General features: G+C 46.8%; 21 protein-coding genes. 1 reads left to right on the plus strand and 20 read right to left on the minus strand.

All coding sequences use genetic code 11. The annotated features are described in order from the left end of the window. On the plus strand, positions 1-366 hold a 366-nt coding region (locus tag TCA2_RS27760), incomplete at its 5' end, for a hypothetical protein (protein WP_238546504.1). Between the two features lie 150 nt (positions 367-516). On the opposite strand, the gene TCA2_RS23935 is transcribed toward TCA2_RS27760, so the two are convergent. From TCA2_RS23935 to hpt, 20 genes are all read right to left on the minus strand, one after another. Continuing rightward, positions 517-1,854 (minus strand): TrkH family potassium uptake protein, encoded by a 1,338-nt coding sequence (locus tag TCA2_RS23935; RefSeq protein WP_047914125.1) that lies wholly within the window; start codon positions 1,852-1,854, stop codon positions 517-519. Positions 1,855-2,018: 164 nt separating this feature from the next. Beyond that, positions 2,019-3,530 (minus strand): lysine--tRNA ligase, encoded by a 1,512-nt coding sequence (gene lysS, locus TCA2_RS23940; RefSeq protein ID WP_047914126.1) that lies wholly within the window; start codon positions 3,528-3,530, stop codon positions 2,019-2,021. Positions 3,531-3,643: 113 nt separating this feature from the next. Further along, positions 3,644-4,120: a transcription elongation factor GreA gene (greA, locus tag TCA2_RS23945; protein WP_047914127.1), complete on the minus strand. Its 477-nt coding sequence runs from the start codon at positions 4,118-4,120 to the stop codon at positions 3,644-3,646. A 224-nt stretch (positions 4,121-4,344) separates the two neighbouring features. After that, the gene (dusB, locus tag TCA2_RS23950; protein ID WP_047914128.1) at positions 4,345-5,376 is read right to left on the minus strand and encodes a tRNA dihydrouridine synthase DusB; all 1,032 of its coding nucleotides are present in this window, start codon (positions 5,374-5,376) and stop codon (positions 4,345-4,347) included. Between the two features lie 95 nt (positions 5,377-5,471). Then, the gene (locus TCA2_RS26820) at positions 5,472-5,663 is read right to left on the minus strand and encodes a helix-turn-helix domain-containing protein (protein WP_337999941.1); all 192 of its coding nucleotides are present in this window, start codon (positions 5,661-5,663) and stop codon (positions 5,472-5,474) included. Further along, positions 5,624-6,169: a 2-amino-4-hydroxy-6-hydroxymethyldihydropteridine diphosphokinase gene (folK, locus tag TCA2_RS23955; protein WP_047914129.1), complete on the minus strand. Its 546-nt coding sequence runs from the start codon at positions 6,167-6,169 to the stop codon at positions 5,624-5,626. Before folK ends, TCA2_RS26820 begins: the two co-directional genes overlap by 40 nt. A gap of 6 nt (positions 6,170-6,175) precedes the next feature. Further along, on the minus strand, positions 6,176-6,544 hold the full coding sequence (gene folB, locus TCA2_RS23960; protein WP_047914130.1) for a dihydroneopterin aldolase: 369 nt from the start codon (positions 6,542-6,544) through the stop codon (positions 6,176-6,178). Then, on the minus strand, positions 6,544-7,401 hold the full coding sequence (gene folP / locus TCA2_RS23965; RefSeq protein WP_047914131.1) for a dihydropteroate synthase: 858 nt from the start codon (positions 7,399-7,401) through the stop codon (positions 6,544-6,546). The genes folB and folP overlap by 1 nt, the downstream gene beginning before the upstream one ends. Continuing rightward, positions 7,388-8,293 (minus strand): aminotransferase class IV, encoded by a 906-nt coding sequence (locus tag TCA2_RS23970; protein WP_047914132.1) that lies wholly within the window; start codon positions 8,291-8,293, stop codon positions 7,388-7,390. The genes folP and TCA2_RS23970 overlap by 14 nt, the downstream gene beginning before the upstream one ends. A 1-nt stretch (position 8,294) precedes the next feature. Beyond that, complete coding sequence (gene pabA, locus TCA2_RS23975) at positions 8,295-8,870, minus strand: aminodeoxychorismate/anthranilate synthase component II (protein WP_047914133.1); 576 nt, start codon at positions 8,868-8,870, stop codon at positions 8,295-8,297. A 127-nt stretch (positions 8,871-8,997) separates the two neighbouring features. Further along, positions 8,998-10,572 (minus strand): anthranilate synthase component I family protein, encoded by a 1,575-nt coding sequence (locus TCA2_RS23980; protein WP_047914134.1) that lies wholly within the window; start codon positions 10,570-10,572, stop codon positions 8,998-9,000. 240 nt (positions 10,573-10,812) lie between these two features. Continuing rightward, a complete protein-coding gene (gene cysK / locus TCA2_RS23985) occupies positions 10,813-11,751 on the minus strand; it encodes a cysteine synthase A (protein WP_047914135.1) in 939 nt (312 codons plus the stop codon). 316 nt (positions 11,752-12,067) lie between these two features. Continuing rightward, positions 12,068-13,009, minus strand: a complete 942-nt coding sequence (locus TCA2_RS23990) for a peptidyl-prolyl cis-trans isomerase (RefSeq protein WP_047914136.1) — start codon at positions 13,007-13,009, stop codon at positions 12,068-12,070. Between the two features lie 25 nt (positions 13,010-13,034). Beyond that, on the minus strand, positions 13,035-13,919 hold the full coding sequence (gene hslO, locus TCA2_RS23995) for an Hsp33 family molecular chaperone HslO (protein WP_047914137.1): 885 nt from the start codon (positions 13,917-13,919) through the stop codon (positions 13,035-13,037). A gap of 286 nt (positions 13,920-14,205) precedes the next feature. Next, complete coding sequence (locus TCA2_RS24000; protein ID WP_047914138.1) at positions 14,206-14,973, minus strand: type III pantothenate kinase; 768 nt, start codon at positions 14,971-14,973, stop codon at positions 14,206-14,208. A 6-nt stretch (positions 14,974-14,979) separates the two neighbouring features. Further along, positions 14,980-15,843 (minus strand): carboxylating nicotinate-nucleotide diphosphorylase, encoded by an 864-nt coding sequence (gene nadC, locus TCA2_RS24005; protein ID WP_047914139.1) that lies wholly within the window; start codon positions 15,841-15,843, stop codon positions 14,980-14,982. Beyond that, positions 15,836-17,449 carry an L-aspartate oxidase gene (gene nadB / locus TCA2_RS24010; RefSeq protein WP_047914140.1) on the minus strand — a complete coding sequence of 538 codons (1,614 nt, stop codon included), beginning with the start codon at positions 17,447-17,449 and terminating at the stop codon, positions 15,836-15,838. The genes nadC and nadB overlap by 8 nt, the downstream gene beginning before the upstream one ends. 54 nt (positions 17,450-17,503) lie before the next feature. Next, complete coding sequence (nadA, locus tag TCA2_RS24015) at positions 17,504-18,442, minus strand: quinolinate synthase NadA (protein WP_047914141.1); 939 nt, start codon at positions 18,440-18,442, stop codon at positions 17,504-17,506. A 301-nt stretch (positions 18,443-18,743) separates the two neighbouring features. Continuing rightward, complete coding sequence (gene ftsH, locus TCA2_RS24020; protein ID WP_047914142.1) at positions 18,744-20,798, minus strand: ATP-dependent zinc metalloprotease FtsH; 2,055 nt, start codon at positions 20,796-20,798, stop codon at positions 18,744-18,746. A 98-nt stretch (positions 20,799-20,896) separates the two neighbouring features. Further along, entirely contained in the window at positions 20,897-21,436 is a 540-nt protein-coding gene (gene hpt / locus TCA2_RS24025) for a hypoxanthine phosphoribosyltransferase (protein WP_047914143.1), read from the minus strand. Positions 21,437-21,475: the final 39 nt, after the last annotated feature.

Raw genomic sequence — 21,475 nt, forward strand, 5'->3', positions numbered from 1 at the left:
GAAAGAGAGCGATTAAGCTCATTTAGAAAAACTGACGAGAACGTAATGTTCTCTTTATTTTGCTCGGTTATCATACAGTCTGACGACTTGTACCATAACCTTGCGTTTAGAATTTTGCAGTTGCAAAATTCTGCTCACTCGTTGTTCAGTTTTCAAAGATCAACTTCGTTGCGTTTCAACTCTCGTCGTCAGCAACTTTTATATCATATCATGTCCGGTTTAGAAATGCAAGCTTTTTTTAAAAGTTTTATTCAACTTCTCATCGAAGCTTACTTGCCTTGTTCTTTGTTTGAAACGGCTTATTTCTTGGCCGGAATTAGAATATACCATGTATATAAAACTTATGCAACACTTTTCTCAAAATAATTTTCACTTCTCTATTTTTTATATTAGCAGCTGTTTTATCTTTACAGATAACGATAGTTCTTGTCGAGTACGGTTGCATGGTTTTCAGCAGTCTTAGAATTTACTACTAAAAAAGAAAAGTCGCTGCTTCTCAAGCAGCGACTCATCCTCCTATCCAATAATAATACGCCCTTCTGGGTGACGATACAGATTCTTTGTTTTCTTAGGACGTACTGCATATGCGATTGTAAGCGGGCCGATCCGACCTATAAACATGGTTACGGTTATAATCAATTTTCCCCATACGGTCAGCTCTGGCGTAAGACCTACAGACAGCCCCACCGTACCAACCGCCGATGCCGCTTCAAACATAATAGAAAGGAATGGCGCATCCTCTGTTGTAAGCAGCAGCAGGACAACCACCATGTATATCCCGAGTGTGATAATAATGATCGTCATTGCTCTCATTACCAAGTCCTGAGCTATGCGATGTCTAAAGAACACGATATCTTTTTGACCACGAACCATGGCTATAATGGCACCCATCATAATGAAGAAGGTTGTGGTCTTGATACCGCCGCCCGTCGAGCCTGGAGAAGCACCGATAAACATAAGCAGAATAAAGAAAAACTGTGTAGCTGAACGAAGTTCCGTCATGTCTATTGTACTTGTACCCGAAGAGCGGGTAGATACCGATTGAAAGAACGATGCATATACTTTATGAGCAAAATCCAGTGATCCCAACGTCTTTGTATTAGTAAACTCGAATATAAATAGGACAAGTGCACCTATACCAATAAGAAATCCCGAAACGGATAGCACCATTTTTGAATGTAAGGACAGTGAACGCTTCTTAGGAAACTCAAACAAGTCATTGAGTACAACAAAACCCAAACCACCAGAAATAACAAGTACGGAGGCTACCACATTAAAGAGCCAATCTCCTGTGTAATTCATAAAGCTGTTTCCGAACAAATCAAACCCACCGTTGTTAAACAAGGATACCGAGTGAAATACACCATAATAAAAGGCCTGGCCAAACGGCATCTCTACTGCCCAACGAATCGTGAAAATGATTGCAGCAATACCTTCAATGGAGAAGGAGAAGATCAGCACTTTGCGTATAATACGCACGACTCCTTCCATCGTATCTGCATTAATCGCTTCTTTCAGAAGCAATCGGTCTTTTAAAGACAATCTGCGGCCGAATAGAAGGGCAATCAGTGTGGCAATGGTCATAAAGCCCAAACCGCCAAGCTGCATCAGCACCATAATGACGATCTCGCCGAATAAGGTGAAGGTGGACCCCACATCCACAACAATAAGACCCGTTACACAGGCCGCAGATGTCGCTGTAAATAGGGCATCCACGAAATTGAGGACTTGCCCGTTCTCATTGGCGATAGGCAGCATTAACAGAACCGTGCCTACGGCTATGATCGCAAGAATCCCGGCAACGAGTATGAATGGCGGGGAAGCAAATTTTTTAGTTATCCCTGTCTTTTTCAAAACGGATCTCGCCTTTCTTGTTGCAGCATGCATTCATGACTTAATAAAAGAGGAACAACTGAAGCTGTATTCGCTCGGTTGTTCCTCTGACTGTTGTACTTCATTAAAATAACAATTCTCCGTTGCTGCGATCAAGCAGTAACTACAGCTCACGCTACGTTCGATTAATCCAATGCACGCGGACGCATATGCGGGAAGAGCAGTACGTCCCGTATAGACGGTGCATTCGCCAGCAGCATAACAAGGCGGTCAATACCGATACCCAGTCCCCCTGTAGGCGGCATACCATACTCCAGTGCGCGGATAAAGTCATCATCCATCTCGTGTGCTTCATCGTTACCCTGTTCTTTCTCTAGAAGCTGTGCTTCAAAGCGCTGACGCTGATCAATCGGATCATTCAGCTCGCTGAAGGCATTCGCATGCTCACGCGCTACGATAAACAGCTCGAAGCGATCCGTAAAGCGCGGATCCTCTTCGTTCTTCTTCGCAAGTGGCGAGATCTCTACAGGATGTCCGTATACAAATGTGGGCTGAATCAACGTTTCCTCAACAAACTCCTCAAAGAAGGCATTAAGAATATGGCCAAATGTCATGTGAGGCTCTACCGGAACCTTATGCTCTTTTGCCAGCTGATGCGCTTCTTCATTCGTCATTTGCACACTGAAGTCTACTCCCTTCACTTCCTTAACGGCATCCACCATGGATACACGGCGCCATTTTGGAGTAAGGTCTACTTCATGTCCTTGATAGTTGATCACTTGCGTACCCAGTACTTCTTGGGCAATATGTGCGATCATGTTCTCTGTAAGCTCCATGATATCCTGATAATCAGCATAAGCTTCATACAGCTCAATCATTGTGAACTCTGGGTTGTGACGGGTCGACACGCCTTCATTCCGATAAACACGGCCGATCTCGTATACTTTCTCCATACCACCCACAATGAGTCGTTTCAAATGAAGCTCAATTGCGATACGCATATAGAGCTCCATATCCAAGGCATTATGATGCGTGATGAACGGACGCGCTGCCGCTCCGCCTGCGATGGCATGAAGGGTCGGCGTTTCCACTTCCAAGTATCCAAGAGAATCCAGGTAACGACGCATGGATTGAATGATTCTTGAACGTGTAATGAACGTTTGCTGTACATCCTGATTCATAATGAGGTCTACATAACGCTGGCGATAGCGCAGCTCTACATCTTTAAGACCTTGATATTTGTCTGGAAGCGGATATAGCGACTTCGAGAGCACATCAAGCTCTGTAACTTTAATTGACGTCTCACCTGTTTTGGTCTTGAAGACTACGCCTTTGACACCAATAATATCGCCAAGATCAAGGATGGTGAATGCATCCCACTGCGTCTCGGAAACCGTGTCCTTACGCACATAGATTTGAATACGTCCGCTCAAGTCCTGAATATGCGCAAAGCTCGCTTTACCCATCGTCCGTTTGGCCATAATCCGGCCTGCCACCGTTACTTCTACGTTTTTCTCATCCAGCTCTTCTTTTGTAAGATCATTATATTGACCCAGAATGGCTCCTGCTTCGCTGTTGCGAACATATTTCTTGCCAAATGGATCGATACCCAGTCCACGAAGCTCGTCCAATTTGGCACGTCTAATCTGAAGAAGCTCGCTCAATTCTACTTCCGGGTTCATTGTTTCATCCGTCATTGCCTTGCTCAACTCCCTTAAATGATATGTATGCGTTTATAGGAAACGCACGCCGATACTGAAAAAAAGCTTCCCCAAGGGAAGCTTCTAATCCTTATCCCGAAAACATGGTATTACTTCTTGATATCCACGATTTTATACTGGATGACGCCCGCTGGGACGTTAACATCAACAACGGTTCCTTTTTTCTTGCCAAGGATCGCCTTGCCCACCGGACTTTCATTCGAGATTTTATTCTGCAGCGGGTTGGATTCCGCTGTTCCGACAATCGTATATTCAACAACATCACCGAATTCGAGATCTTCAACCGAAACGGTTGCTCCAATACCTACCGTATCTGTGTCGATTTCGTCACTGTTGATAATACGTGCATTACGAAGCATTTTCTCCAAAGTAATAACACGGCCCTCGATGAAGGCTTGTTCATTCTTGGCATCTTCGTACTCGGAGTTCTCGCTAATGTCGCCGTATCCGATTGCTACTTTGATCCGTTCGGCAACTTCGCGGCGCTTAACGGATTTGAGGTTCTCAAGTTCATCTTCCAGCTTCTTGAGCCCTTCCTGTGTAAGAATGACTTCTTTATCGCTCATCTCAACCGATTCTCCTGTCATGGGAATAATGTAAAACCATTTCAATTACCTGTAAAAACAATATGCAAATCTTCAGAAAACAGAACACCTTGTTCTCTTGATGTAAAGTTTCATTAAAAAGCTTCTTGCCGAATTTATACCAAAAAATTATAGGTTAACGGTATTCAAAAGTCAATGTCGCCCCTTAGAGATTGTTGGAAACAAACATAAAAATTAAGAATTGTTTAACAAGCACAGTCTGCATTGACCACTTCTGCCTCGATGGCCTTCTCATTCTCGTCGTTTTGAGGCAGCTGCTCGAGGAAATTCGTCAAAACGGATACCATTTCGTCACGCTTTGTCCCTTCCATAATCGCATCTTTAATGCGAGCAGAGCCTTTCAGCCCCTTCAGGTACCAGGACAGATGCTTGCGCATCTCGCGGACAGCCACATGTTCTCCTTTGAGCGCTATAAGGCGGTCCATATGCAAAATAGCAATACGGATCTTCTCCTCCGGATCAGGATCGGGAGGAAGAATGCCTTTCTCCAGATATTCAATCGTCCGGTACAGCATCCAGGGGTTCCCGAGTGCAGCACGGCCGATCATGACGCCATCAACGCCAGATTCCTCCAGTCTGCGCTTGGCCTCTTCAGGTGAGGAGATATCTCCGTTGCCAATAATCGGAATGGATACCGATTCCTTAACTTCCTTTATAATGTCCCAGTCTGCATATCCGGTATACAACTGCTCTCTCGTTCTGCCGTGCAGCGCAATGGCTTTGCCTCCCGCGCTCTCCACAGCACGCGCATTCTCCACAGCATATACATGATCATGATCCCAGCCGATCCGCATTTTAACCGTTACCGGCTTCGCGACAGCATCTACAACGGCAGATACCATCTCATAGATCTTATTTGGATCGAGCAGCCATTTAGCTCCCGCATCACTTTTGTTGATTTTTGGAGCAGGACAGCCCATATTGATGTCGATAATGTCAGCATTTGTTTCTTGATCAACAATCTTCGCTGCACCGACTAACGAATCACGGTCTCCACCAAAAATCTGCAGGCTAAGCGGCTTTTCCCGTTCATCAACAAAAAGCATTTCCCGTGTACGCTTGTTTCCGTTCAGTATTCCTTTGTCACTAACCATCTCCGCACATACGAGCCCTGCGCCAAATTCTTTGGCAATCAAACGAAACGCCGGGTTACTTACTCCAGCCATCGGCGCAAGCACAACCTGGTTCTTCATTTCAATATCTGCTATTTTCAGCATGAAACGAACCCCCCCTTTCTTCCTATTGTTCTAGAATGGTTATATTTATTGATTTTGAAACATCCATTACGTTAATTTATTCAAAAAAAGGATGGCTACCTCTGAAGCTCCGCAATCGTAATTTCGAGCGCTTCAGCAATGACTGCAAGCTGTTCATCCGTTGGCTTCCGGGTGCCCCGTTCGAACATCCCCAGCATCGCGAGAGAAATCCCTGATTGTTCTGCTAAAGTTTGCTGTGTAAAGCCTTTTAACTTTCGGAAAGCGCGGATGCGTCTGGCCAGGTGCATGTTTTCCACCGTTGTATTCCATCCCTTTCATCCAGACTCTCAAGAGCTGTTTGTACAAAAGTATATATAGGACCTGACTTCGTGCTCACTACATCTGACAAAGGTACCAGCACAAAAGCACGCTCCGCCATCCTTGGATGCGGCAGTACGAGCTGCTCCGTATTCATCTCTGTGCCTTCATACCACAACAGATCAAGATCCACAGTTCTCGGTCCCCATCTGATATCCCGGACTCTCCCAAGACGGTGCTCAATATCCAGCATGAGGACAAGCAGCTCGTCCGGTGACAGTGAGGTCTCTACAGCAATCGCCATATTAATAAAGGAAGGCTGGTCCACGTACCCGACAGGTTCTGTCTCGTATAGATCGGAGCATCTGAGCACCTTCACATGATCCTGCTCATGCAGCAGCTGAATGGCAGACAGCAGAGTAGCTTCCCGATCGCCCAAATTAGCCCCTAAAGCAATATAAGCCTCTGACGGATCAGAGGTCTGGTGTGCGTTCATGAATCGTTATCCCACTTTCCTAGTGCGATGAAGTTCTATAGTGACTCCTCCAAAATGAATGTCAAATGGAGGATGCGGCTTCGTTACTTTGACAATAAGCGCATTGACATTAGTATAAGTCGCAAGGAGCGAAGATGCAATATTTTCGCCTAAAGCTTCAATTAATTGGAACGACTGATTCTCAACAATATCCTTCACCTGTGCATGGATCTCCGCATAGTTGATCGTTTTGTTCAGATCATCCGTGCTTCCTGCCTCCTGCAGATCAAGATCCAGCTCAAGATCAATATAGAAGCGCTGACCCAGCTTACGCTCTTCTTCAAAAACTCCATGATATCCGAAATACTCCATCCGGTGCAGCTTCATTTTATCCATTACTTCATCTCCTTCAACGTTTGATACAGCATAGCGTCACACATATCGACCGTCCGTTTGATCTTGGCTACATCATGCACACGCACCATTTGCGAGCCTTGGGCAATACCGAAGGCAACTGTCGCAGCTGTTCCCTCCACCAGATCGTCTACAGGGAGGTTCAAGGTATTGCGGATAAATCTTTTGCGTGAGGTTGCAAGCAATACCGGATAACCTAGGTTCGCCAGGTCGCCAAGGGACGCCATCATGAGCAGATTTTGTTCGTACGATTTGGCAAAACCAATTCCAGGATCCAAAATGATATGGTTCTTATCTACTCCGGCTGCCAACGCCAAATCAATGCTCTCCTGCACATCTCGTAGGGCGTCACTTACAAAATCACTGTAATCCGTGTTGTCCCGGTTATGCATTAAAATGATAGGACATGCCTTTTCCTTAGCCAGCTCCGCCATATGCGGATCCGCCTTGCAGCCCCAAATATCATTAATGATATGTGCGCCTGCTTCTAATGCAGCCCGTGCCACCTCTGACTTGTATGTATCAATGGAAATGGGAATGTGAGGTGCACGCTCTGAGATCGCCTTAATTACAGGCACAACCCGCGTAATTTCCTCCTCATCGCTGATCACCGTATGACCCGGACGTGTAGATTCACCGCCGATGTCTATCATGTCTGCTCCCTGCCCATACAACTCCAGTGCATGGGTTACCGCTCGTTCTACGTCGTAGAACTGACCGCCATCGGAGAAGGAATCCGGCGTTACATTAACTATGCCCATAATGAGTGTTCTTTCACCAAGGGTAAGCGTCATTTCACCCTTTTGATAAGTACGCTTATAAATTCTAGGTTGTAGCATCTCTCCGACCTGCCTTTATTCGATATAGATGTAACAGCTCTCTCGTAATCGGACCCATTCGTCCTTGTGATATCTCCACCGCAGAGTCCTCGCCTGTCGGCACGTCCAGAATTGTAGTGATTGGAACTAATTCCTGAATAGAGCTGGTCATAAAAATTTCGTCTGCATCCCTCAGCGCCTCCCAGGTATATAGGCCCTCAGCAGCTGGGATCTGCTGTTCTTTACACACTTCAAGCACAACTTCTCTTGTTATACCCGGCAGGATGCCTGTCGATAATTCTGGCGTGAACACCATCCCATCCTTCACAAAAAAGAGATTGCTGACCATGCCTTCGGCCAAATATCCCTCCGGTGTCAGCATTAATCCCTCAGCTTGCCGCTGAACAGCCTGTGCATACTGCATAAGCTCCCGCTTCGCTAGAATATTATTCATGTAATGCAGCGATTTAAATCGAACAAGCCCCTCTGGGGTATTTCGTCTCGTTCGCAGCAGCTGAAGCGCCTTGCCCTTCTCATACCATTCATCAGACATGGCAGGCAAGGGTTTGGCAAATACAATATGATTCGGCTCAGAATAATTGCCAGCTGGGAGTCCGAGCAGCTCCTCTCCTGCAGATACTGTATACCGAATATAAGCTTCCTCCAGCCCATTCGCAGCCAGCAGTCTAACAATCCATCGCTCAAGCTCTTCTGAATCTGCTGCAAAAGGTATGCCCAGCTCAGCACAGCCTGCAGCCATTCGTTCCATATGCCGCCTCAAGATAGAGGGCTTGCCTTGATACGTACGAAAGGTCTCGAACAAGCCGATGCCATACAAGAAGCCGTGATCCATTACAGGGATCGCGGCTTGTTTCAATTCGGTCAACTGACCGTTCACCATTGTATATTTCATCTTAAGCCTGCTTCTTTATCTTCAGGAAATTACGCAGCATCTGATGCCCATAATCCGTAACGATGGATTCAGGATGGAACTGGACACCTTCAATGGGATACTCTTTATGTCTTAGACCCATGATCTCGCCCTCTTCTGTCTCTGCTGTGATCTCCAAGCAGTCTGGCAGGCTCTCACGCTCCACCAGGAGGGAGTGATATCTCGTTGCCGTGAATGGTACCGGCAGGCCTTCAAATACCGATTGTCCACCATGAAGAATTGGAGACGTTTTGCCATGCATGAGTCTCTCTGCTCTAATGACGTTCCCGCCAAACGCTTGACCAATCGCCTGATGACCGAGACATACGCCAAAGATCGGAATTTTTCCTTTAAAGTGTGTCAGCACTTCCAAACTGATTCCCGCCTCATTCGGCGTGCAGGGTCCGGGCGAGATCAATATATGATCAGGCGCAAGCGCCTCAATTCCTTCCAGGTCTATCTCGTCATTACGACGAACCTCAATTTCCTCACCTAGCTCACCTAAATACTGTACGAGGTTATACGTAAAAGAATCGTAATTATCAATAACTAGAATCATAATCTAAGTAACCTCCTCTAATCTCTTCTCAACTAAGCACTTGTAGAGCAAATGCGACTCACGTTAGAAACGGTACATCACATTAGTGTGTATGTTCCTATAGGTGTGACTGTTTGCACCTATGCTTTTAACTCGTATGCATAGATCCAGCTTCTTCACTGTATTGTACAGCTTTCATCACGGCGCGTGCTTTGTTCTTCGATTCCCGGTACTCCCGATAAGGATCAGAATCAATAACAATTCCAGCCCCGGCCTGAATGTAACCTATTCCATCTCTTACCGTCAAGGTCCTGATTACGATGTTCAGCTCCATATCTCCATCGTATCCAATCCAGCCGATCGAACCGGTATAGGGCCCTCGTCTGACAGGCTCCAGCTCCTCTATGATCTCCATTGTACGAACCTTCGGAGCACCGGTAATCGTCCCTCCTGGAAATGCAGCAGCGATGACATCGAAGGCATTTTTACCATCCGCAATCGTTCCTTCGACTTGAGATACAAGATGCATGACATGGGAGTAATACTCAATCGTCATTAATTCAGGGACCCGGACCGTACCGTACTGCGCAACACGTCCGATATCGTTTCTTTCTAAGTCAACAAGCATGATATGCTCGGCCCGTTCCTTCTCCGTATGCAGCAGCTCACTTGCCATTTGCTTATCTTCTTCCGGTGTGGTTCCTCTTCGTCTTGTACCTGCAATCGGCCTTGCTACCACTTGTCCGTGATCAAGCTTGACCAAGAGCTCCGGAGAACCACTCACCAGCTCGAATTCCGGAGTACGCACATACCCCATATACGGAGATGGGTTGAGCACGCGGAGCCACTCATATACATCCTCCGGAGAGGTGTGAAGCTCCTTCTGCTGGCGTAGAGACAAATTCACCTGAAATACATCGCCTTGGCTGATATAATCCTGGACTTTGCGGACCGCCTGCTCAAATGCCGCCTGGGCAAAGGAGGATTCCCAGTCTGTCGTAACGTCAATAGAAGCATCTCCCTGCTCTGCCGCCAGCTTAATCCGATCAAGCCGGTGCTCCAGCTCAAGCCTGTATTTCAAGCCGCCTGCCGCTTCAATGATCTGCTCAGCTCTTACCATCATTCGTTCAGCACGGAGTTCAGCTTGTTGAAATTGCTCTTCAAGAGAAAGCTCCACCTGTTTAAGTACATAAACGGCACTGAAGAGCATCTTGCGTTCATGATCTATCATCCACACTTCATCAAACCGCATCCACATATAATCAGGGAGCTCAGGATCGTCTTTCGCTATTACAGGCAGCTTCTCAAGCGAGCGAGCTATGTCATAGCTCAAGTAGCCGACAATACCGCCAGAGAAAGGGGGCATCCCTTCTACACGCGGAGCAGTATAAGGACTCAGCCACTCTTCAAGTATTGGGAGAGGAGCTCCTTCCAGCGTTCTTGTCGTAAGCTCTTTACCTGTTCCAAATCTTAAATCCTCGATCTGCGCTCTATTCCCTTTGCCTGTAATAACAGATACAGGATCAAGGCCTAGATAAGTGTACCTGCCGTCTTTGCCGCTCTCTAATACAAAAGCGTATGGAGAAGCCTGTTCCCAAGCGGGCTTCCATGAGCCCACTCTATCGTCCCCAGGAAAAGGCTTGCTGATAACATAAGGAAGCACAGTCCAATCGCCCTTGCTCCAGGCCTGCCAGTGATCATATGTCGTTAATACTTTATTCATGTAAATCTATATCCTCCAGCCGCCTGATCTATTGTTTGTAAGTATACTAGAGCGTGCTGCTTTTTGAAAAGAGCCGCATTGCATCCATCTTCAATTTCAGAGCATCCATGGTGAAGTGAAGACGGAAATAAAAAAAGACTGCAGGCAAACTGAGTGAAACAGTTTGTCTACAGTCTGCCTCACTTCTTAGCATAACCTAGGAAGTGGGGAAAGTTGTATGATTCGAAGTTCAGCTTGCGATTAGCCTTCGAAGTTGTACAGCGGTGTGCTCAAGTAACGCTCACCATTACTAGGTACGATGGCAACTACACGTTTGCCAGCTCCAAGCTGCTTAGCTACTTGAAGAGCTGCACGAATGGCTGCACCAGAGGAGATCCCCGCAAGAATACCCTCTTCTTTAGCTACTTGGCGTGCCGTTTCAAAGGCATCATCGTTCTCGATATGAACGATTTCATCATAGATGTCCCGATTCAGAATTTCAGGAATGAAGTTTGCACCAATTCCTTGAATTTTGTGAGGTCCAGGCGTTCCTCCAGCAAGGATCGGGGAGGCTGCGGGCTCAACAGCTACGATCTTGATGTCCGGGTACTCTTGCTTCAGCACTTCACCCGCACCTGTAATCGTTCCGCCAGTACCGATTCCTGCAACGAATGCATCCAGTGTTCCGCCGATGGAACCGATGGCTTCCACGATCTCAGGTCCAGTCGTTTCACGGTGAATCTTCACGTTCGCTTGGTTCTTAAACTGTTCTGCCATGAAGTAGTTCGGATTCTCTTGAACGATCTCCTCTGCCTTCTTAACAGCACCGTTCATTCCTTCCGACCCTGGTGTCAGCACAAGCTCTGCGCCATATGCGCGAAGCAGGTTGCGGCGCTCCAAGCTCATCGTTTCAGGCATAACAATAATTACACGATAGCCCTTTGCCGCTGCCACCATTGCGAGGCCAATACCTGTGTTACCGCTTGTTGCTTCAACAATAGCGTCACCTGGTTTAATTCGCCCTTGCTTCTCAGCCTCTTCTACCATGCTGATTGCGATACGGTCTTTAACACTCGCACCTGGGTTCTGGTATTCGAGCTTAACATAAATTTCTGCGCTTCCCTCAGGCACGACGCGATTTAGACGCACAAGGGGTGTGTCTCCGATCAGTTCAGTAACGTTGTTAACAACTTTAGCCATGATAATTGACCTCCTTGAGATAGATGAAATATGAAGAATGCTGCTGCTTCTTGGTTGTTAGATTATTAATTCGGGCAGCCACACTGTTGACCAGGTTAGTCTGGAATAGCGTGCCATGAATCCGAATTTATAAAGAATTCATAGAAGATTGATAAAAATTATTTATATTCCGAGTAAATCAGTAGGTATTTCAAAGTTAATCTTATCAACCTTAGCTGCACTTGTCAATATTGCTCAAAAAAAATACTTTGACTTGGGTCTTTAGCCGGTTGTCAAAGTATTTTATAACCAGATCATCATTCTTATTAAACTCGGACTATGATGCCTTATCCAGTTCTACGATAATCTCTGCTCCGTGTTTATCCCGAAGCGACTTCTCCACCTCAGAGAGCGGACCCGCTTCATTAAGAGCAAGCATTCGGCGAATCTCCTCCATTGCCTGCTCACGGGTCAACGTGTTCTCTTCGTTTATATCGTTCAGACGGATAATAATATAAGCGTCATCTATGAGAATAGGACCAGCTGCCTCCCCGATATCCAGTTCCTTAGCAACCCCCATCATGGCCTCAGGCTGAAAAGGATCATCCTCATCAATCAGTCCAAGCCTACCGTTTGTATCCTTGCTATATTCATCGGTCGACAGCTCCTGGGCCAGCGCTTCAAAGCTCTCCCCCTGCTCCAGCCGTGATATAACCTGCTCCGCGGTCTCTGCATCATTCACCTGAATCATGGAGAGGTCGAGCTGTCTGCTTGGGGTATAGCTGTCCAGATGCTCTTCATAGTACTGCTCAACTTCTGCTTCGCTGACTTCGATCCCAGCAGTTGCGATTTTTTCGAGTAGGATGTGATAGGTAGCTTCTGCCTTTAAGTCATCTATGCTAAGACCGAATTGAGTGAGCATCTCCTTATAGTAAGCTTCCTCAGAAGTGTAGCCTTCCATCGTCTCTTCCAGTTCAGCTTCTACCTCTGCCTCAGTTATCGTTAATCCCTTCTCTTTGGCTTCTTCCAAAACCGCACGGCGATTCAGCATCTCATTAAGCATGTTCTTCCCGTATCTTGCCTTGAGCAAGTTCACCCATTCTTCCTCTGATACATCCTGTCCGGCAATCCGGGCTACAGTCTCCTCCTGATCCTGCATCTGGGAATCGGCTTCATCAGAAGCCGTGTTCATTCCCTGAAGGATGAAAGTACCCATCATTACAACGGAAGCGGTCAGGACAACAACGGTTACCCACAGTCCTTTTTCCTGTTTCCTCATCCCATCTCATCTACCCCATAACGGATTAGCTTTTGGCTTGCTCAAGTATTGCTTCCAGGTCCTCTTTCTCAAATTGATAAGCTTCATTACAGAAGTGACATACAACCTCTGCCTTGCCTTCCTCAATCAAGTTTGTCAGCTCTTCCTCTCCCAAGGAAATCAGTGTCTGCTCAACACGCTCACGAGAACACTGGCATTTGAACTCAATATCCATCTGATCCCGAATTTCCACATCCGGCAAGATCCGGCGCAGCATGTCCTCTACTTCTAAACCTTGCTCAAGCAGAGTGGTTACAGGAGGCAGCGAACCAAGGGAGTTCTCAATCTCTGTAATCTCGTCATCGTTTAACCCCGGCAGCAGCTGGATAATAAAACCGCCCGCAACGATGACCGAGTTATCGGTATCCACAAGTACACCAAGACCCACGGCAGACGGTGTCTGCTCTGAAGTTGCAAAATAATACGTAAAGTCTTCAGCAAGCTCGCCGGAAACAATCGGAATACTGCCGCGGTAAGGCTCCTTCAGTCCAAGGTCCTTGATTACATGAATGTAGCCTGTAGTGCCGACCGCTCCAGCCACATCGAGTTTGCCCATACTGTTGCTTGGCAAGTGAATATGGGGTTCATTTACGTAGCCGCGAACTTCTCCCTTCGCATTGGCATCGGCAACGATCTGCCCGACAGGGCCGTCACCCTTAACTTGTACGGTTAGCTTTTCTTCACCCTTAAGCATGGCACCCATCATTGCCGCAGCAGTTACTGTGCGCCCTAGGGCTGCCGTTACGACTGGAAAAGTATCATGTCTTCTGCGAAGCTCGTCAACCAGTTGGGTTGTGCTGACCGCAAAGGCGCGTACGCGTCCTCCCAATGCGGTTCCACGTACCAGATAGTCTTTCTTGTTGTTGTCCATAGCTGTATAAATGCCTCCTTAATATTAGATATATCCTAAAAAGAATGACTCCAATTATGCATAATCCTAAAAGCTGCATACTTATAGCTTCTATAATCTTGATTAGACAATGACCATTGTCTCACAAGACAGGCAGCCAGTACTTGGCTGCCCTGTATGTTTATCATGCAATGATGTCAATATAATCATGCTTCGTTATTTCTTTATTGTAATCGAAAAAGATAATGGAATAAAGGCAGCTAAGCTCTTGCCTCTTCCATTATCTTTTTATAGAGAACAGGTATAATCATCCCTTGTTTCTTTCATATATAATTCGAAGCCCTTCCAGAGTGAGCATGGGAGATACCTCTTCAATCGTTCTGGTCTCACTTGCGATCAGCTCTGCCAGCCCTCCTGTTGCAATGACTTTGGGCTCAGCCTTCATCTCGTCCTTGATCCGCTCAACGATTCCATCCACCTGACCGGCATAGCCGAATATAATTCCGGCCTGCATCGCATGAACAGTGTTGCGCCCAATCACTTTCTTGGGCTTCTCCAGTTCAATCCGAGGCAGCTTGGATGCACGCTGATACAGGGCCTCTGTAGAGATTCCAATGCCTGGAACGATGGCTCCTCCCAAGTAATTACCTTCTGCATCAATACAATCAAAGGTAGTGGCTGTACCGAAATCGACAACAACCAGCGGACATTGATAACGATCGATAGCCGCTACGGCATTTACGATACGATCTGCACCAACCTCGCGCGGGTTCTCATAACGGAGATTAAGCCCTGTCTTAATACCCGGCCCTACCAGCAGCGGTTTTTTGCCTACATATTTGATGCACATCTCCTCCAGCACATTCACGAGCGGCGGGACAACAGAAGAGATAATCACGCCTTCTATATCGGAAGCAGAGATGCCTGACATCTGAAACAAGTTATGGATCATGACTCCATACTCATCTACAGTCGACTGCCTGGAGGTACTTATGCGAAAATGGTGAAGAAGCTCCTTCTTCTTGTAAATACCGAGTACAATATTGCTGTTTCCTACATCTACGACAAGAATCAAAGAGGATTATCCTCCTTTCTTTTCATTCAGATCTAAACTGATATCCAGGCTTTCAAAAGAGTAGGTTAGTCTGCCGACTGAAATAATATCCACTCCCGTCTCAGCAATACCACGAATCGTAGCAAGCGAAACATTGCCCGAAGCCTCTATTTTAACATGAGGTGACCGGCTGTGGATACGCTGAGTTGCTTCACGCATCATCATGAGGTCCATATTGTCCAGCATAATGATGTCAGCACCTGCTTCCAAGGCTTCGTCCAGCTGTTCAAGCGACTCGACTTCGACCTCAATCGTCATGGTATGGGGGATCGCTGCTCTTGCACGTTGGACGGCCTCTATGATCCCGCCTGCTCCCTTGATGTGATTATCTTTGATCATAACCGCATCGTACAGTCCAAACCGGTGATTATGACCGCCGCCAACCCGGACTGCATATTTCTCAAGCAGACGATGACCCGGTGTTGTTTTCCGCGTATCGACCAGCCTTGTGCTGAGTCCATCCAGGGCATTCACATAGGTACGAGTTCTTGTCGCAATACCGGACATTCTCTGCAGCAAATTCAGAGCCAGCCGTTCTCCCGTCAGAAGACGGTGCGTGCTTCCTTCCACTTCTGCTAGGATCGTTCCCTTCGTCACTGCATCGCCATCCTGGACGCAAGCCTTAAACGTGAGCTCAGGATCTACAATTTGAAATACAAGCTCAGCGACTGTAATTCCGGCAACGATCCCTTCATCCTTGGCGTGAATGACAGCCTTGGACTTATGTCCTGCCGGGATGGTCATCATGGAAGTGACGTCACCTGCACCCACATCCTCCTGCAGCCACCCTTTAATTGATTCCTTCAATACTTCATTATATCCATTAAGCATGACTTACTTCCTCCACAATGTCCCGATCTCGCTGCTGAACCGTATGCATCTGCCAACGATGATCATTTCTTACGGGATAATCCTCACGATAATGGGCTCCACGGCTTTCCTGGCGGTATAAGGCCCCCTCTGTAACCAGCAGTGCACAAGTCAGCAAATTTGCGAATTCGTATTCTTCCTGCTTATCAAGCTTTGTATTAAAAATAGAGCGTTCCTGCTCCAGCAGGATTTTACCCTTTAACAATCCCGATTCGGTTCGGCGCAGCCCTACTCGTCTAACCATTACCTTCTGCAGAGCCAGCCTCCGTACATGTACAGATTCCGAAGCACCCGCGGTAAGCTCACGCTGAACGCGAAGTACAGAGGTATGGTGCTTGGTGTCAGGCAGCTGTCTAATTCGATCCACAATACGTTTGCCAAATACGATCGCCTCAGACAAGGAGTTACTCGCCAGTCGGTTAGCTCCATGCACCCCGGTTGAGGATACTTCGCCGCATGCGAATAGTCGAGGGATGCTGCTCTCTCCGTGCAGGTCGGTCTTTACACCGCCCATCATATAATGAGCCGCTGGTGCTACAGGAATCCAGTCTGCTGTCATATCAAGACCATAGCTCATACAAGTCTCATAGATCGTTGGAAAACGGCGCTTAATGAGTTCTGGCGTCTCATGTGTAATATCCAGATAGACATGCGTTGCATGAGTGTCTTCCATCTCGCTGACGATGGCACGAGCAACGACATCTCTTGGTGCAAGCTCCAGCTGAGGATGATAGCGCTCCATGAACCGATCCCCATGGATATTCCGCAGCACAGCCCCTTCTCCTCGTACAGCCTCTGAGATCAAAAATCTAGGCGCCTCGGGATAACATAATGATGTCGGATGGAACTGGATGAACTCCATATCCCGAATCTCAGCTCCTGCCCGGTAGGCCATAGCTACACCGTCTGCCGTAGCCACCTCAGGGTTCGTTGTATAACGATACAGCTGACCTGCTCCACCGGAACAGAGAACAACGGCATCTGCTCGCACGAACGTACGCTGACCATTTGCAGCCTGGACAAGCGCGCCGATACACTCTCCAGCTTCTGTAATTAGATCGATTACAAAATGCTCATCCCATACGTTAATCGACGGATGATCTGCTGCTTCTTTAGCCAGAGCCCTTACAATTTCATACCCTGTCGCATCCCCATTGGCATGTAATATCCGGCGATGACTGTGAGCGCCCTCCTGTGTCAAAGCAAGCGCGCCGTTCTCAATATCAAACGCCGTACCCAGCTGAATAAGCTCCTGTACCCGGTCCGGCCCTTCACTGACGAGTACCTCCACTGCTTCGCTGCGACATAATCCCGCTCCTGCAGTTAATGTATCCTGCATATGATAGGCCGGTGAGTCATCCTCAGACGTAACGGCTGCAATGCCTCCTTGTGCATACCTTGTATTGCTCTCAAGGAGTGTTTTCTTCGTAATCATAAGAACCTGATGATCTCTGCTCGCTTCAATCGCTGTGTAAAGTCCGGCAATGCCTGAGCCAATAATCAGAATATCGGTTTCCATACGAGGCAGTTCATTCAAATCGAAATTAACCAAGTAAGAAGGAATCATCGTTTGCTATCTCCTGTCTCTTTATAAAAAGTAGACTGCTGAAAACATAGTGAATTATTTCACCTGCAACATACGCTCAAGGGACAAACGAGCCCGATCGGCCACATCCTGCGGCACATAAATCTCAGGCTTCATGGTTTCAAGTGCCTTCGCCAGCTTCTTGAGATTGTTCACCTTCATATTCGGGCAGACCAAGAACTTCGTTGCAAAGTGGAATTCCTTATCCGGACTATCCACTCGAAGCTGATACCCTGTTCCGTCTTCCGTACCTACAATAAATTCTTTGCATTCTGAATCTCTGCAATATTCCAAAATAGCTGTCGTACTTCCCACAAAATCACCCATCTCAACGACTTCTGGACGGCATTCTGGATGAACAACAAACTCCGCATTCGGATATTTGGCACGCATTTCAACGACATCCTTTACAGTCAGCATGTCGTGAGTGTTGCAATAGCCTTCCCAGATGATCATCTTCTTGTCTGTATGCTGCTGTACATAATGGCCCAGATTTTTATCAGGAACCCATATAATTTCTTCTGCATCCAAGGATTGAATGACTTTAACCGCATTGGAAGAAGTACAGCATATATCTGTCTCTGCCTTAATCTCGGCCGAGGAGTTTATATATGTAACCACCTTCGCATTCGGATGCTGTGCTTTCAGCTTGCGCAATCCATCCACATTTACCATGTCAGCCATGGGACAGCCGGCTCTTTCATCCGGAATAATGACTTTCTTGTCCGGTGCCAGAATCTTCGCGCTCTCTCCCATGAAGTGAACACCGCAGAACACAATAACATCGGCATCAGTCTGTGCTGCCTTCTGAGCAAGCAGGAATGAATCACCCCGAAAGTCAGCTACCTCCTGAATTTCATCACGCTGATAATAGTGTGCCAAAATAATTGCATTGCGCTCTTTCTTCAACACCTTAATACGTTCCTTCAGTTCACGATTCATTTCTGCCTTACGCTCTAATGCTAATGCTTCCACTTGAAGACCCTCTCCCTTATATAAGCAATAGATAAAAAACCGCTTTCACCTTTGTGATGCCATCGCTTGTTATTCGATTCACAAAGTACGACATACGAATACCATCGGTGGATCAATTTCATTCTCACTTGAATTTCTGAGGCAATGAAGCTGATTCAGGTTTACACCTAATTTACAGAAGGTTCCTCTATGTGTCAATTCACAAAATTGTCGCAAATTACGGGTCAATGTCCATGTTAAATCAAAAAAACCGGAGAACGCTCGTGCGTTCTCCGGTTTAATCTCTTTTATGACTCATTCATTACGTCGTTGGTTTGTTGTGATCCGGTGAATTTGTATCCCCAGACTCTGGGTTAGATGATGTTGTGTCAGGCTCTGTCTGACTCGGACCATCATTGGAAATATCACCAGGCTGAGATCCGTTGTTCTCTTTACCTTGAATGCGGACACGCACATCACCAACATTATCGATGACAGGCTCGCCGCTCTCGGAAGAGCCTCCGGATGAGTCAGAACCCTTGTCAGTAATGGCACCTTTCTCAATCAACTGCTTAATGTCTTCAAGATCAAGCGTTTCTCTCTCAAGAAGAGTTTCAGCAATCAGATGCACTTCCTTGGAATACTTGTTAAGCAATTCTTTAGCTTGCTCATAGCATTCTGTGATCATGCGTCTCATCTCTTGGTCGATTTCATGGGCAATCGCATCACTATAGTTAGGCTCGTGTCCAAAATCGCGTCCCAAGAAGACTTGTCCTTGAGAGTTACCAAATTGAAGCGGTCCGAGCTTCTCACTCATACCATACTCCATAACCATGCTGCGTACAATGCCTGTCGCTTGTTGGAAGTCACTGTATGCACCGGTTCCGATTTCACCGATAAAGATTTCCTCTGCAGCACGTCCGCCGAGCAAACCAGTAATCCGGTCAAGCAGCTCTGGCTTCGTAGCAAGCATACGATCTTCTTTAGGCATCATGATAACATATCCGCCTGCACGTCCACGTGGGACGATCGTTACTTTATGAACCATATCGGCATGCTCCAAGAAATATCCGACAATCGTATGGCCCGCTTCGTGATAAGCGACAATGCGCTTCTCGCGATCGCTGACTACACGACTCTTCTTCTCTGTACCAACAATGACACGGTCAATCGCTTCATCCATCTCACGCATGGAAATGTCTTTACGATTACGTCTTGCAGCCAGAAGTGCTGCTTCATTCAGCAGGTTCTCCAGGTCTGCACCGGTAAACCCGGTCGTACGCTTCGCAATAACGTCCATCTTAACGTCTTTCGTAAGTGGTTTGTTGCGCGCATGTACTTTCAGAACTGCTTCACGGCCTTTAACGTCCGGACGGTCTACCGTAATTTGACGGTCAAAACGTCCTGGGCGGAGAAGGGCTGGGTCAAGAATATCTTGACGGTTCGTCGCAGCAATAATGATAATACCTTCATTTGCACCAAAGCCGTCCATTTCAACGAGCAACTGGTTGAGCGTTTGCTCACGCTCGTCATGACCGCCGCCGAGTCCGGCACCGCGCTGACGACCTACCGCATCGATCTCGTCAATGAAGATGATACATGGTGCATTCTTCTTCGCATTCTCAAACAAGTCACGTACACGGGATGCACCGACACCGACGAACATTTCGACGAAGTCAGAACCCGAAATACTGAAGAACGGTACGCCTGCTTCTCCTGCAACTGCACGAGCAAGAAGCGTTTTACCTGTTCCCGGAGGACCGTTAAGCAGAACCCCTTTTGGTATTCTTGCGCCAACTGCCGCAAATTTACGAGGATCCTTCAAGAACTCTACGACTTCGACAAGCTCCTGCTTCTCTTCATCAGCTCCTGCGACATCCTCAAAAGTAACCTTCTTCTTCTCTTCGTTATACAGACGTGCACGGCTCTTGCCAAAGTTCATCACTTTGCCGCCGCCGCCCTGTGCCTGATTGAACAGGAAGAAGAACAGGACAAACATCAAAATAAGAGGGATAAACGATGTTAGCAGTGTCAGCCAAATGCTGTCACCCTTCATCGGTTGTTGCTCAAGTTCAAAGCCATTGGTCTCGCTGGCCTCAACGATTTCCTGTACAGCAGTCTCAGTGTAAGGGATATACGTAATGAAATTTTCTGGTTCCCCTTCAGCTACTTCATTATATTGACCTGTTACACGATATGTGTAACCGTCAAATTGGAGGCTCAGATTCTTTACGTTGTTAGCGGATAACTCCTGCCGAAACTGATTGTATTTAGGGGTATCAGCCGCTTCATTTCCACCATTAATTACCTGGTAGATACCGACCACTACTAAAAATAAAATTAAATAAAAGCCAGAATTCCGGATGAACCGATTCATCCCCTACCTCCTCTCAAGACACTTAAGTTATTTTAACATAGCCATTCTGCCCTTCTCAACAAAGGGAGGAACGTTATCCTTACTTAATGGCTGGGATATCAGCTAGTGTAAATTTCCGGTTTCAAAATCCCGATGTAGGGGAGGTTCCGGTATTTCTCTGCATAATCCAAACCGTATCCGACTACAAATGCATCAGGCAGCACAAAGCCTGTGTAGTCAGCCTCCAGATTGACTTTTCGGCCTGAAGGTTTGTCAAACAAGGTTACCACTGTCGTTGACTTGGCTCCTCTGCGCTGCAGAAGATCAATTAAGTGAGTCAGTGTAAGACCGCTGTCAATGATGTCCTCCACAATGAGGACGTCTCGGTTCTCAACGCTCGCGTCGAGATCTTTAATGATTTTGACAACGCCTGACGACTTGGTCGAAGCTCCATAGCTTGAAACAGCCATAAAGTCCATTTCAACTGGAACAGTAATGTTCTTCACCAAATCAGCCATAAATATAAACGCGCCTTTAAGTACACAAATAACTAAAGGATTGCGATCTGCATATTCCTTGCTCAGGATTTCTCCCAATTCCTTAATCTTGCTCTGAAGCTCTTCTTCACTAATCAATACTTCTTGAATATCGTTCTGCAACGTCGCGAACCTCCTAAGTTATACTATGAAAGTCTTACC

Source organism: Paenibacillus sp. TCA20 (assembly GCF_000732325.1).
Classification (GTDB): domain Bacteria; phylum Bacillota; class Bacilli; order Paenibacillales; family Paenibacillaceae; genus Paenibacillus; species Paenibacillus urinalis.